This is a genomic window from Pseudomonas syringae group sp. 243L2, from assembly GCF_032587875.1.
Classification (GTDB): domain Bacteria; phylum Pseudomonadota; class Gammaproteobacteria; order Pseudomonadales; family Pseudomonadaceae; genus Aquipseudomonas; species Aquipseudomonas amygdali.
In genome coordinates, this window is record NZ_JAWHPL010000020.1 from 22,917 (window position 1) to 37,423 (window position 14,507).

10 protein-coding genes are annotated in these 14,507 nt (G+C 59.0%); 1 reads left to right on the forward strand and 9 read right to left on the reverse strand.

Annotated elements, in window-relative coordinates:
- Positions 1-128: 128 nt before the first annotated feature.
- From RYB66_RS12830 to RYB66_RS12865, 8 genes are all read right to left on the reverse strand, one after another.
- Positions 129-3,704, reverse strand: a complete 3,576-nt coding sequence (locus tag RYB66_RS12830; protein WP_046832747.1) for a glycosyltransferase — start codon at positions 3,702-3,704, stop codon at positions 129-131.
- An 88-nt stretch (positions 3,705-3,792) separates the two neighbouring features.
- On the reverse strand, positions 3,793-5,385 hold the full coding sequence (locus tag RYB66_RS12835; protein ID WP_002554305.1) for a flagellar hook-associated protein 3: 1,593 nt from the start codon (positions 5,383-5,385) through the stop codon (positions 3,793-3,795).
- A 13-nt stretch (positions 5,386-5,398) separates the two neighbouring features.
- Positions 5,399-7,459: a flagellar hook-associated protein FlgK gene (gene flgK / locus RYB66_RS12840; protein WP_005744568.1), complete on the reverse strand. Its 2,061-nt coding sequence runs from the start codon at positions 7,457-7,459 to the stop codon at positions 5,399-5,401.
- Positions 7,460-7,470: 11 nt separating this feature from the next.
- On the reverse strand, positions 7,471-8,715 hold the full coding sequence (gene flgJ, locus RYB66_RS12845) for a flagellar assembly peptidoglycan hydrolase FlgJ (protein ID WP_005754767.1): 1,245 nt from the start codon (positions 8,713-8,715) through the stop codon (positions 7,471-7,473).
- 10 nt (positions 8,716-8,725) lie between these two features.
- The gene (locus RYB66_RS12850; RefSeq protein WP_003404340.1) at positions 8,726-9,835 is read right to left on the reverse strand and encodes a flagellar basal body P-ring protein FlgI; all 1,110 of its coding nucleotides are present in this window, start codon (positions 9,833-9,835) and stop codon (positions 8,726-8,728) included.
- 13 nt (positions 9,836-9,848) lie between these two features.
- Positions 9,849-10,562 carry a flagellar basal body L-ring protein FlgH gene (gene flgH / locus RYB66_RS12855; protein ID WP_316886866.1) on the reverse strand — a complete coding sequence of 238 codons (714 nt, stop codon included), beginning with the start codon at positions 10,560-10,562 and terminating at the stop codon, positions 9,849-9,851.
- Positions 10,563-10,646: 84 nt separating this feature from the next.
- Positions 10,647-11,435 (reverse strand): flagellar basal-body rod protein FlgG, encoded by a 789-nt coding sequence (flgG, locus tag RYB66_RS12860; protein ID WP_002554310.1) that lies wholly within the window; start codon positions 11,433-11,435, stop codon positions 10,647-10,649.
- A 46-nt stretch (positions 11,436-11,481) separates the two neighbouring features.
- Entirely contained in the window at positions 11,482-12,222 is a 741-nt protein-coding gene (locus RYB66_RS12865) for a flagellar basal body rod protein FlgF (RefSeq protein WP_004658719.1), read from the reverse strand.
- A 283-nt stretch (positions 12,223-12,505) separates the two neighbouring features.
- Here RYB66_RS12865 and RYB66_RS12870 point away from each other — a divergent pair, with 283 nt between their 5' ends.
- On the forward strand, positions 12,506-12,697 hold the full coding sequence (locus tag RYB66_RS12870; protein ID WP_005754776.1) for a hypothetical protein: 192 nt from the start codon (positions 12,506-12,508) through the stop codon (positions 12,695-12,697).
- Here RYB66_RS12870 and RYB66_RS12875 read toward each other — a convergent pair whose 3' ends face one another.
- Positions 12,698-14,458 carry a flagellar hook-basal body complex protein gene (locus RYB66_RS12875; protein ID WP_316894543.1) on the reverse strand — a complete coding sequence of 587 codons (1,761 nt, stop codon included), beginning with the start codon at positions 14,456-14,458 and terminating at the stop codon, positions 12,698-12,700.
- Positions 14,459-14,507: the final 49 nt, after the last annotated feature.

The window sequence follows — 14,507 nt, forward strand, 5'->3', positions numbered from 1 at the left end:
TAGCGTGCCGATCGCGTCTCTAATCCTGGTGACCAGAAGAAACCCTGATAACCAAAAGACCCGGTCAACGCAAGAGCAAACAACACAGCTCCAGCCATCAGTGACTGGAGCGCATTAAACAGGTCGGGTCAGTCGGGCAACCAGCCGTTAGCCCAATATTGCAGGTTTTCTCCACGCAACATGAAATCGCGCAAGACGGTTTCGCGCAATTCGTCGCCCATACGATAGCTCGCATTGGGGTCTGACAGGTGCATGCGAATCGCCTGCAACCATTCTTCGGAGCTGTTGGTGTAGACCCGCGTAGCCGGCAAATGGCCCCGGTACGCCTCGGTGTCCGAACAGATGACCGGGTAGCCGCACGCACCGTACTCCAGCAGCCGCAGATTGCTCTTGCAGTCATTGAAGATATGAAATTCCAGCGGTGCCAGGGCCAGATCAAGGTTCAGGCTGGCCAGTTTGGCCGGGTAGGTTTGCAGGCTTACAGCTGTGTGATACTCATGAATGTAAGGCTTGAGCAAGTCCGGGCACATGCCGAAGAACACCCACTCGACCTCATCGGCCAGTTCACGCACGACATCGACAATCAATTCCAGGTCGCCCCGATGACTGGTCCCGCCGCCCCAGCCGATGCGCGGCTTGCCGGAGGTGCGACGCTGGCTTTTGAGGCTGCTCCACAAGTGCGTCGCCAACATGTTCGGTACGACACGAATATCGCTGTGCATGCTCGACAGCACCTGAGCCAGTGGCTGGGTAGACACCACCACTCGGTCGCACAGGCCTATGCCCTTGCGCAGCATCTCGGCAATGTTGTCGGGCATGCTGCGCCTGTGCTCGTTGCGCTCGGGCACATCGATGATGTAGTCATCCAGTTCAAAAATGCGCATGGCACTGGAGTAATTCTTGGCCAGAACGATATCCTTGATCTTGGGTTCGGAATAACGTCCTTGAAAGACGATGACATCCGGACGCTGGCGCTCGATCTCGACGGGCGTAGTCGACTCATAGGACATTCGGCCTACCACTCGCCCGGCTGCCATCAACTCAAGCAAGGGTTGGCTGACACGGTAGTGGCCTACCGCCGACGAGTTGACCAGCATGCCCAGAATCGAAGGCAGATGGCGGGTGCAGAACGGTTCCCAGCCCATTTGCAGACCTGGGTCAAGATCGAACGCCTGCACTTCATTGAGCTGAAGACTGGGGTTATAGGCCGGGTCCCGAGCCATTTTCGGCAGCCATTTTTCAAAGAACGATTGCTGCTCTTTATCCAGCGCCTGACGAGACGTTTCAGAGCGCTCGGCGGCGGCAGGCTCGGCCAATACCAGAGACGAATCGGGTGTGCCGACAATCAGGTAGCCGTCACGCCCGACCCGCATGCACAGGTCCAGATCCTGCAGCCCCTGAGTGAAGGTTGCTGCTTCCATGCCGCCTGCGTGGTCGAACACTTCCTTGCGGACCATCAGGCAATTGCCACTGACCGCGCTCCAGTTCTGTGTCAACTGCAAGCGCTGCATGTAGCTGCTTGAGCCTGTCGGATAATTGATGAAGGGCCGACCCGCCAGCCCGTCCATGCCCATCACCATCCCTGCATAGAGAATATTGCCCTGAGGGGTGAGGATTCGTGGACCGACGATACCGACTTCGGGGCGCTGAGCATGGTTGAGAAGGCCTTGCAGCCAGTCAGCCTGATGCAGCACGGCATGCGGGCTGAGCATAAGCAGATAATCGCCGTTGGCGTGCCGGGCGGCGAGGTTCTGGGCGCTGGCTTCGCTGCCGGGCTCGGTCAGCGCATAAATGCGCAGCTTGTCGCTGCCCAGCTCACTCATCGCGGCAAACCAGGCGCGGGTATCGGCGCTCTCGCTGGCGTTGTCGACGATCAGCACTTCAAAATAAGGGTAAGTCGTGTTGCTGAGCAGGCTTTCTACACAGCGCTCCAGTGCTGCCAGTTGATCCCGGGTGGTAATGATCACCGATACAAGCGGGCTTGTAGCATGCCGGTACTCGATCCGGTTCAGCAGTGGCAGCTGATCATGGTGGATGACGTGCTCTCGGCCAATGCGCGAAAGATGGGCCGATACGACCGACTCGCTGTGTTCGATCACCTGAGGCAGCGAAAGCCATTCAGCGTAGGTCAGGGTCGATTCAACCTGAACCTCGGCGATGTGTTCGACAGCCTGAGGCCCGACGCCTTCCACCAGACGCCAGATGAAATCGTGCGGTGCCAGTTCGCCGTGCACAGGGTCGAAGCCGCCTGTGTCCAGCAGATTGCGGCGCTGGAACGCCAGCGTGCGGCCAACGTAAGGATAGGCCCGCATCAGGTCCAGGTTGAAATCAGGCTTGAAGATCGGCTCGCTGGATTTCCCATCGACCAGCGCGCCTTCGTCGCTGTAAACGCACAACAGGCCCTCGCTTTGCGCGACTCGCTCTGCCAGCACCAGCAATGACGGCTGAGTCAGCCGGTCCCCGGCACGCAGCAGATAAACCCAATCGGCGTTCTCCAGCAGCGGCAGCACTTCATTTAGTTGGCGCGCCCAATCCGGCTGCAACGAGAAACGCAGCACCTGCGGATCGTCAACATCGGCATTGGTCAACACAACCACTGAGTCAGCGGCGTAATCCTGCTCGGCAATGCTGCGCAGGGTGATATCCAGCCCTTCGGCATCGCCAAACAGGTCAACGACCACCGGAACGATGCGCGGCTGCCACGTCCAGTGTCCGATGCGTTTCTCGATCAGTTTTCTCTGCGGGGCGGTAAATTGCCGACACGACAGCCATTCGGTGTAGAGCTCGGCGTAGGTTTCGCTCTTGCTGCCCACCCTGCTGTGCATGACACCCTGACGACTGGCCATTATCCCGTAAAGGCCGACCTCGTCCCACTCGCGGGGCTGCTCCAGCGCCTTTCGCAAGGGCAAAAAGCGCACCCAGCCCTGGGCCGGGGCCTGCTCACCGCTACGTGCCTTGAGCATTTCGCTCAGCCAGCCCCATTCAGTGGAGGCCTTTTGAATCACGTCGGGCTGGCCGCTGAAACGATCCGGGTGCCGGCGCTCGACGTTTTGAATAGTATGCAGCGCCACCAGGTTGCCACGGCGCAACAGGCATATGAACAGGGCAAAATCCAGCAGTGCGATAAAACCCTGTCCCGACTGGGCAATCGAAGGCAGGTACTCCATAACATCGGCCCGGCGCATCAGAGCAGCACTGAACCCACCCAGATAATTGCGTGGCGTACGCTCGAAAATCGCCAGCATGTCCTCGCCTTTGAACACGGCGTCATAGGGCACAAGCCCGACGTTTTCCAGACGGGGTGGCAATACATAGTCATCGATGTCGACCAGATGTCGTCGGCCAACGACCAGACTCACGTCTTCATAGGCATCCAGGGCGCCTGCCTGATTAGCGATGAAGTACGGAAAGAGGCGGTCGTCGTCACACAGAAACTTGATGTATTCGCCGCGCGATTCTTCAAGGCACTTCAGCAGATTGGCCTGGAACCCCAGCCGCTGCGGGTTGCGCACGTAACGCGCAAGGTTGCTGGATGCAGGCACCAGTTCGTCGAAAACGGCCTTGATTTCATCGGTGCGGCAATCGTCGCAGACAATGATTTCCAGGTTGTCGTAAACCTGATTCAAGGCACTTTGTAGCGCGGCGCGGAAGAACCGGGGATTGAGGGCAGGAATGACGATACTGACGAGGGGGACTGAATTCACTATTGCAGACTCGCGAGCGGCGGGAAGTTACCGGTCAAGTAACCTCCCTCACCGCTGAAATAAAGACGGCGGATGCTCAATGCCAAGGTTACAGCTGGCTGAACAGGTTCAGCTTGGACAACTGGACAAATACCTGCTGAGAGGCATCCAGCATAGTCTTCTGCAACGTCAATCGGGTGGTGGCCTCAACGATATCGGCGTTGACGTAAGTGCCTTGCTCAACTGTGTTGTTACCCTTGAGCAAATCGTTGGTCGTGCCCTGCGCCGTCGCCGCCAATTGCCGTGCGCCGCCGGCGGAGCGCGCTGTGGACGCCTGGTCGATGCTGCTGGCAATGTTGCCAAGCGCCGAGCCCAATGCGGCATCAAGCTTTTGCGAGGCAACCAGATTGCCGTCAGTGGGTGTCGACAATGCCTTGATCGCTGCGGTCAGCGTATTGAGGATGTTCTCGGTCTGGTGCGTGCCGGACTCCACGACAAACTGGTCACCGGCTGCTGGCGTACCGCTGACCGTAAAATTGACGCCCGACGCATTGGCCGTTGAACCGGTCAACGTGCCACTCGACACCGGCTTGCTGCTGCTGGTGACGGGCGACGCATACAGGTCGTAGGCAGTGGCACTGGTGAACTTGAGAATCGCACCATTGGGCGGAAAGGTGTTGTTGAACGCCGTGCGGTCAGCCGTTGTGTTGCCTACTGCCGAACTGCTGATAGTAGCGGCCGACGTGTTACCCGGGCTGCGCGAGGCCGAGACCGTGTCCGGCGTCGAGGCCAGTTCATAGCTGCGATTGGTCAGTGCAGTAGCGGCCGTTGCAGGCGTGGCAGATTCGGCAGCTGACAGGTTGATGTTCATGGTCAGCTCGACACCGCGGAAGGTGAAGGTCTGATCAGCGAACGAGCCATAGCTGAATTTACCGGCAGTTGACGCATCGGTCGTGACATCGGTGCCACTGGCATCGGTAATCTTGAACTGCGTGCCACTGAGGAACGTCATGGTGTACGGTTCGCCAGCCTGATAGCCCGAGTTGTAGGCGCTGGTGGACGTCACCTGACCGCCAGTCAGGCCAACCTTGCCGTCGTCGGTCGCAGGCGAAAGCAGGGTCGAGGACGTACGGGTAGTGTTGACGGCTTGCTCGAACGCTTCATAGCCTGTGGTGTTGCTCGGTAAAACCAGGCCATCACCAATCGCCAGATTGACGCTGGTCTGGTCCCCGCTATAGCTGTAAGTGCCATCGGCATTCTGCGCGTACGGCGGAGCCGAAGACTTGGACCCGGCAAAAATATACTGGCCGTTGGAGTCCTGGCTGTTCATCAAGCCGAGAAGCTGGCTCTGATACTGCTTGAGTTCAGCGGCCTTGGCCAGGCGGTCGGAATCGGTGTAGGCACCGTTGCCTGCCGACACGATCACTTCACGGGCTGTCTGCATCGTATCAACGATGCTGGTCAGCGCGGTCTCGGAATTGACGATGTTGGTATTGATCGTGCCGATGTTCGACGCGTACTGGGTCAGCATGGAGTTCTGCTGAGCCAGTTGCAGGACACGTGCAGCGCCTACCGGATCATCGCTGGCGGTATTGAGTTTGATGCCGCTGGAGACCTCTTCACTGGTCTTGAGCACATTCGAATAAGTACGCTGATAGTTGGTGTTGGTGGATTCGTAGAACTGGGTAGTTGAGATCCGCATGGTTCACGACTCCTTAAAGGCTGTTGATCAGCGTGCTGAAAATGGTTTGGGCCGCCTTGATGATCTGCGAAGAGGCGGTGTAGTACTGCTGATACTTGATCAGGTTGGCCGCTTCTTCATCAAGCGACACGCCGGAGACCGAATCACGCGCCGATTTGGCCTGTGCAACGACGGCAGCGCTGGCGGTGACATCGCTCTTGCCCTGCCCTGCCAGCGTACCGACCACCGAGACCAGATCGGCGTAAGCGCCGGACAGGCTGGTGCCCACGCCGCCGTTGGTGACGCCGACAGTCTTGGCCGTCTGCAACCCTACTACTGCCAGCGCGTTGCGGTTGTCCGAAGAGCCGGCACCCGTCAGGCCGATGCTGAACGTGTCATTGACCAACGGCGAACCGGAGAGGGTCATCTGCACTTCGAATGCCGTCTTGCCGGCTGGCGTGGTGGTGTTGTCGGTGTAACCGATGCTCAGCTTTATGGCGTTGCTCTGGCCCTGAATGATCGTGCCACTTACCGCGCTGCCATTCTGGTCGAGCACGGGCGCACCACTGGCATTGATCAGCGTGTAGCTCTGCACACCGGTACTGCTGACCGCGCCCATCACCAGCTTCATCGGCGCGGAGTCTTTGATCGCGTTACGCAGGTCAGACGTCTGAACGCTGTTATAGATGTCCGATTTGGTATTGAGCACGGGCTGCGTGAAGCCACCTGTACCCGAGTTGCTGGCCCCGGCAGTAGCGGTCAATGGCGCGGCGGCTGCAATGTCCTTGGGATCGGTCAACACCACCGAGATACCCGAGGCGCCGTTGCGTGTCGGAGTGACCTTGAAAACGTCGCCAGCAGCCAGCGCATTGCCATTGAGGCTGACACTGAAGCCATCGAACTGTTTAGGCGGGTTGTCAGTCAGCGCACCGGTGCCGACGCTTTCGCCGTTGGGCAGGCGACGAACCGTGAAGTTGGAGGCGTCGCTGAAGGTGACTTCATAATCGTCGGCGGTCAGTTTGCTGGTATCGCCAATGGTCACGTCCAGGTTGCCGGAACCGGCACTGTTGGTGGTCTTGCCGGTACTGCGCTGCGAAATGGCGTCGGCACTGTTGATGTTGGAATACAGGCTCGAACCGAAGTTGCCTTTGCTGTCGATGCCCTGGCTCATCTGGCTGTTGACCTGATCGGCCAGCACCATCGCGGCACGGCCAAGCTCATTGGTCGCAGGCACCAGCACGTCCGAGCGATAGCGCAGCAGACCGCCAATCGAGCCACCGCTGATCACCGAGGTGACGTCAGTCTTGGTCTGGCCGTAAGCGATTTGTACGTTGTACTGCAGAGGATCGGCAGGGCTCGGGGTCGCCGACATGGTGTACGACGTGCCACCGCTGACCAGCGATTGGCCGGTGCCGGTGTAGATATCGTAGTTGCCGTTGTTCTCGATTACTTTGACACCCACCAGCCCGTTGAGCTGGCGCACAGTCTCATTGCGCGAATCGAGCAGCGAGTTGGGCGTAGTGTTACCAGCCCCTGCCTGAGTGATCTGCTTGTTCAGGCTTGCCAGGGTCGTGGTCAGCTCGTTGACCTGTTTGGTGAAGGTGGTGAGCTGGGCATTGACGTTGTCATTCTGCGACGACAACTGTGAAGCGACCGAATTGAAGCGTGAGCTCAACGCAGAAGCCTGAGTCAGAAATGCCGAACGGTCCGACGACTGAGTAGCGTTGGTGGCAATACCCTGCATCTTGGTGAAAAAGTCAGCCAGCTGCGTGGACACGCCAGTCGCGCTATCGGACAGCAGCGTATCGGTCTTGCTGGCCTGGCCGGAGTACGCAACCGCGTCGGCGCTCAGGGCAGTACTGGTTTGCAATTGGGCATCAAGGTAGCTGTTGTAGATACGACGCACGTCGGACAGCGTCGTACCGGTGCCTATGTAACCGACACCCAGGCCGATATTGATCTGTGCCGAAGCCGTGGTCATTACCTGCTGACGCGAGTAACCGGCGGTATCCACGTTGGCCGTGTTGTTACCGATGGTGTTGATCGCGGCACTGCTGGCATTGATACCTGAGAGCCCAATTGAAATCAGCGACATGATTCAAAACCTTATAAAGTCGTGGAAGAGCCCGATGCAGCAGCGTAAGTCTGGTAACTCTTCATCTGCTTCGCGATCTGCGAAATCTTGCTGGCATAGTCCGGGTCAGTGGCGTAACCGGCCTTCTGCAATTCTTTTACAAACTGTTCCGGTTTATCGGCCGAATTGACCACTTCTTTATAGCGATTGTTGTTCTGCAGCAGGCTGACCAGGTCATGGAAGCTGTCGGCGTAGGAATCGTAGGAACGGAAATCCGCGGTTTCCTTGACCATCTTGCCGTCACGGAACTCGCTGGTAATGGCGCGCGCTTCAGCGCCTTTCCAGCTACCCGCTGCCTTGATACCGAACAGGTTGTGACTGCTGCTGCCATCCTGCTGACGCATGATCGACTTGCCCCAGCCGGTTTCCAGCGCAGCCTGCGCCACCAGCATCACTGGATCGACGCCGATGCGTGCGGCTGCTTCCTTGGCCAGCGGCAGCATGGTCTCGACAAACTGATCGGCGTTGCTGAATGCGCGCTTGGCCGGTGCCAGCGGTGGCTGGGCCATGGAACGCACGTACTCAGGCGCGGGCGCCAGGTTGGGGTCGAGCGTCCAGTCGCCGTTGTTGCCGTTGCTGCTGGCCGTTGCGCGAGCAGGCACCGGGCTATTGCTGACGGCGGCTGTAGCGGAAGGCACGATGCCGGCCAGCAATCGGTCGGTGAGTTTGGTTGGCAACGACAGACGACGCGAGTTGAGCGCCGCCATGTCATTGCGCCCATCACCAGATGCCGAAACTGCCGCAGCCGCCTGATCTGCCGCCGCCGAGCGCGTGGCCCACAGCGGACGCTGATAGACACTGGTCGCCAGTCCGGTTTTGGCCGGGGTTGCATCGGTGGTCGTTGCAGGCGTGGCCGTCGTATCGGTCGGTGCTGCGTGCTGAATACCCTTGTCCTTGGACAGTTGACGCATCAACACGTCCTGCAAACCGATGCCGTTGCCACGGGTGGACAGGGTGACCGCCAATTGCTGGTCATACATGTCCTGATACTGGCGCGTCGCCGGGGTGTTCATCGGGTTGTCCTTGGCCAGCACTTCGTTGGCCGAGCGCATGGCCTTGAGCATCTGGCTGACGAACAGCGACTCGAACTCGCGGGCCACCTTCTTCTGGTTTTCCACACTGTCCTTGTCGCCGTGCTTCAGCGACGCCAGACGGTTGACGTCGGTGTAGGCACCCGAATCGACCGCCGACGAAATTCCGCTCTTGGGCATGTCCATAATCGAGTCCTCAGATGACGATCAGGTCGGCTTGCAACGCGCCGGCCTGCTTAAGGGCTTCGAGAATGGCCATCAGGTCACCGGGCGCAGCGCCCACCTGATTGACCGCACGAACAATCTCATCCAGCGTGGTGCCTGGACCGAACTTGAACATCGGGTGTAGCTCCTGCTGGGCATTGACCCGCGAACGCGGCACGACCGCCGTCTGACCACCGGACAATGCGCCCGGCTGGCTGACAATCGGGTCTTCGGTAATGGTCACGGTCAGGCTGCCGTGCGTTACCGCAGCGGGCGAAACCTTGACGTTCTGACCGATCACGATAGTGCCGGTCCGCGAATTGATGATGACCTTGGCAGCGGTCTGGCCCGGATCGACTTCCAGGTTTTCCAGAATCGACAGGTAGTCGACACGCTGGCCCGGATCAAGCGGCGCGGTCACACGTACCGAGCCACCGTCCAGCGCCTGAGCAACACCAGGACCAAGCAGCTCATTGATCTTGTCCACAATCCGCTTGGCAGTGGTGAAGTCGGACCGGTTCAGGTTAAGAGTCAGGGTATTACCCTGATTGAAGCCGCTCGGCACCGAGCGCTCGACCGACGCACCACCGGGAATACGGCCCGACGACGGAACGTTGACAGTGATTTTCGAACCGTCACGGCCTTCCGCGTCAAAACCGCCGACCACCAGGTTGCCCTGTGCGATGGCGTAGACATTGCCATCGACACCCTTCATCGGCGTCATCAACAGCGCACCACCGCGCAGGCTCTTGGAGTTACCGATCGAGGAAACGGTGATATCGACCGTCTGACCCGGCTTGGCGAACGCTGGCAGATCCGCGTACACAGCAACTGCTGCAACGTTTTTCAACTGCACAGTGCCGGAACCGGACGGCACCTTGATGCCGAACTGCGACAGCATGTTATTGAACGTCTGCAGGGTGAACGGGGTCTGGGTGGTCTGGTCGCCCGTACCATTGAGACCCACGACCAGACCGTAACCGATCAACTGGTTGGCCCGCACGCCGGAGATGCTTGCGATGTCCTTCAAACGCTCGGCGTGAACGCCGAACGCTGTGGACAACAACAAGGTCGCCGCTATCAGTTGCTTGAGCTTGATCATGTTTATCCCGCTATCAGAAAGGGAACAACGGGCTGAGGAAGAACCGGTCGAACCAGCCTGGCTGGCTGGTATCGGCAAAGGCTCCAGTCCCCGAATAGGTAATACGTGCATCGGCAATACGGGTGGACGACACGGTGTTGTCGGTGGCGATGTCATCGGCCCGAACCAGCCCGGCAATCCGCACCAGCTCGTCACCGGTATTGAGGGTCATCCACTTCTCGCCACGCACCGCAAGAATGCCGTTGGGCAAAACATCCGCCACAGTCACAGTGACCGAACCGGTCAGGCTGTTGCTCTGTGCGGCCTTGCCATCGCCCTTGGTAGTACGAGCGCCGTTGTAGCCTGCGTTGAGGCTCAAGTCATTGCCACCAATCGGGTTGTTGGTGGTCAGGCCCGAACCGAACAGCGAGGTAAGACCAATACTGTTGGTGCTGTCCTTGGTCATCGCCGAAGTGGCCGCCTTGCTGGCTGCCATACGCTCGGAAAGCGTGATGGTGATGATGTCGCCGATACGGAAAGCCTTGCGGTCGCCGTACAGGTTCTGCTCGAAACCGGCCTGATAGATGGCACCATTGTTGGCAGCGGCCGACATGGGTGTACGCGGCAACACCGGAGCGTAATAAGGGTCATTGGGCTTGGCCGTCGGCGCAACACAGCCAGACAGCAGGGTGATCCCGCACAATGAAGCGATCAACACTGAAAAACGCGGAACACTAATGCGGCTCATGACACTTGAAACCTCGCGGTGTAACAGGCGCTTATCAGGCGCCCTATCGGATTGAGCAGTTTTACGAGCAACAACATCAAATACTTACAGGTTCTGAGTCAGGTTCTGCAGCATCTGGTCGGCGGTCGAGATCACTTTGGAGTTCATCTCGTAAGCACGCTGGGTGGTGATCATGTTGACCAGTTCTTCAACTGTGCTGACGTTGGAGTTTTCCAGGGTGTTCTGCAGGGTCGGCCCCAGGCCGTTGAGGCCAGGCGTGCCGATCTGCGGCGCGCCGCTTGAACCGGTTTCCAGATAAAGGTTGCCGCCAATGGCCTGCAGACCGGCCGGGTTGATGAAGTCAGCGGTCTGGATGTTGCCGATGATCTGCGGTGTGGCGGTTGCACCGGCCAGGGTGACGGAAACAGTACCGTCCTGACCGACAGTGAAGGTCTGGGCGTTCTGTGGAACGACAATCGCAGGCTCAAGAGCGTAGCCGTTGGCAGTCACGATCTGGCCGTTGGCGTCCAGGTGAAAAGTACCGTCGCGGCTGTAGGCAACAGTGCCGTCCGGCTGGGTCACCTGAAAGAAACCACGACCGTTGACCGCCAGGTCCAGCGGGTTGTTGGTGGTCTGCAGGCTACCGGCTGTGAAGTTCTTCTGCGTACCGACAATGCGCACACCGGTACCCAATTGCAGACCGGATGGCAGCTCGCTGTCCTGAGTGGACTGGGCACCCGGCTGGCGTTTGATCTGGTACAGCAGGTCCTGAAACTCGGCACGGTCACTCTTGAAACCTGTGGTCGAAACGTTCGCCAGGTTGTTGGAGATGGTGGTCAGGTTGGTGTCCTGAGCGGCAAGACCGGTTTTAGCGACGTATAGTGCAGGAAGCATGTGTGTTCTCCTCAAGCGCCGGTTTGTCGGCGCAAGCTGTCATTGATTAGCCAAGTTGCAAGACGCGAGCCATCGACTGATCGTCTTCTTCGGCGGTCTTCATCATCTTGACGTGCAATTCGAATTGACGGGACAAGGCCAGTACCGAGGTCATTTCCTCGACCGCATTGACGTTGCTCGCCTGCAGAAAGCCGGACTCGACCTGAACGGTGGCATCTGCGTCGGCAGGCCGACCGGTCTTGGTGTGGATCAGGCCATCGGGGCCTTTTTCCATGGTCTTGAGGTCAGGCTTGACCAGCTTGATACGGTCGACCTGCGCCATCACCTGTGGGCTTTCGCCCAGTGAGCGAATGCTGATTGTGCCGTCGGCACCGATCTCGATCTGCTGCTGAGGCGGCACGGCAATCGGACCGCCATTGCCCATTACCGGCAAACCGCTGCCGTCGCGCAACACACCCAGAGCATCGATGTTCATGCCGGAGCTGCGGGTGTAGGCTTCGCCACCATCGGGGGTCTGCACTGCAATCCAGCCATCACCTTTGACGGCGATGTCCAGTTCACGGCCGGTCTCGACCATGGCACCGGCGGAAAAGTCGGTCCCCGGACGTTCGCTCATCGCATAGGCACGCGACGGCATGACCTCGCCAAACACCGGCATCGAGCGGGCCTGTTCAAGGTCACGCATGAAACCGTTGGTTGATACGTTTGCCAGGTTGTTGGCGTGAGCCTTCTGCGCGATCGCGTTTTCGGATGCACCGCTCATTGCGACGTAAAGCAACTTGTCCACAGTCTTCCTCCTCCGACAGACGCTTGCCGCCTGTAGCTTTTCTGAAAGGGTTAAAGCAATTTTTGAACCAACTTGTCAGGCTCGATACAAATGCCTGATTAACCAGCAAAAACCGGCATTCGATGAGGCCCTTCGGGCAAAGCGCCACCCAATAGCGGCGGAGGACTGCCGCCTGCCGATCATCAAGCAGCGAGCACCGCCAAAAAAACTTCATTGGTATGGGCTGACAAGCGGATCGACAGTGATAATCTTGCCGACACCGCAGCCCTGAACGGGAACCCTCATGCTTTTTCGTGCGTGCATTGCCGGCATCGCCAGCGCGAGCCTGATGACCCTCGCCCTCCTCGCCCAGGCCGCCCCCGCCCACTATTACAAATGGCAGGGCGACAGCCGGATTGTCTGCGCCCAGACCAGCCCCGGGCCTGGCTGGACACGGCTGAAAGGTCACTTCATCAAATCCGACTGCTCAATCTGATCAGGTCGACTGAATCAGCGTCTGCATCACGGTCGCCTCTGTCGATATGGCTTTGGAGTTGGCCTGATAAGCCGTCTGCGCCTGGATGAGAGCAATCAGTTCATCAGCCAGGACGACATTGGACCCCTCCAGCCCGTCGCCAATGAGGCTGCCCAGCGTGCCGACGCCCGGCACATCGTAATCGGCAACGCCAGAGTCGGCGGATTCGGTCCAGCGCGTATCACTGCGCGCCTGCAACCCCTGCGGATTGGCGAAGCTGGCGAGTATCACCTGACCGATATTCTTGTTCATGCCATTGGTAAACCCGGCACGCAGGATGCCATCGCGCCCCACGCTCAAGCTGCTCAACTGCCCCGCCGCATGGCCATCAACATGGGTGGAAGAACGAGAACTGGCGGCGTTGTGCTGCAGCAGGTTGGTGAAGTCGATCGTAATGCCCTTCGCACTGCCAGCCGCACCGTTGGGCACCCATTTTTCTGGCCCTGTGACCCGCTCGGCAGGCATGGCCGGTGTCCAGCCGGTTAGTTGCAGACCGTTGCTATGGGTACTCGCAAAACCAGGGCCGCCGGTCAATGACTGTACCCAGCCGCCAGAATCAAACACGATGTTTGCCGTCAGCGGGCCGGTGGAATCAGGCATCTGCGGGTTGCGGCCATCAATCAGCGCATGAATGCGCCAGCTGTTGGTGCCGTCCTTCACGAAATACTGCTTCAGCTCGTGCTGATTACCCTGGCTGTCGAAAATCGCATTGGCAAACATATCGCTGTACGTCTTCAGGTCCGATGGATCGAACGCCGGAACCGGGCGATCCATCAACGCATCACCAGGGTCAAGCATGCTGATCGGTCCATTATTCAACGGCAGCGACACTGTGCCGCCATTGGCAGCGCCGTTACTGACCCAGGCACCACCGACCTCTTCAGCCGGCCGCCAGCCTTGCAGGGCAAATTCTGTGTCCGAGACCTTACGAAGGTGCTGGCTATTGCCGCTGTATGACAACGATCCGTTTGGCCTTTGCTCAAGGGTGACGTGCAACGGCGCCACGCTGTTCGGATCCACCGGATTGCGCCCATCGATCAGCACATACATGGACCACTGACTGTCGCCGGTCTTGACGAAATACTGCTTGAGCTCATGATCCGACGCGGGCACAGCAGTAGCCCCCGCTCCAGACCCCGCGTCCTGAATGGTACGGCCAACGGCCCGCGTGTAGGTCGCAGGATCGGCCGGATCGAAGACCGGCAACCGCGCGAGCGAAGGCAGCGAGGCGTCCAGGTTGATGTTCTCGGCAACCCGCGTGGTGGCTCTGGCAGACACATTCGACGTGTCAATCTGCAAGTCGGTACGCAATCCCCGTTTGATCTCGCCCTGCTCGTTTGCCGCATAGCCTTGCAATCGTCCACCCTCGCTGTCGACGACGAAGTTCGCCGCGTCCTTGAGGAACGCTCCGGCACGGGTATAGGCAAGAGACCCACCGTCACTCACCACAAAAAAGCCGTTGCCCTGAATACGCATGTCGAGCGGATTACCCGACGTGGTCATGCTTTCGCCCTGATTGAAGTTTTGCTGCATTGAAGCAAGACGTACGCCATCACCTACAGCATTGCGACCACTGCCCAACTGGCTGGCTGAATACAGCGCCGAGAACTGCGCACGCGACGACTTGAACCCGATAGTGCCGGAGTTGGCAATATTGTTACCGGCCACCTCCAGCCTTTTGTTCGCGGCATGAATGCCGCTGATCGCGGTATTGAACGACATGAAAACTCCTTTACCCCAAAGGGCAACTCATAGAGGAGTTTTGATTCTC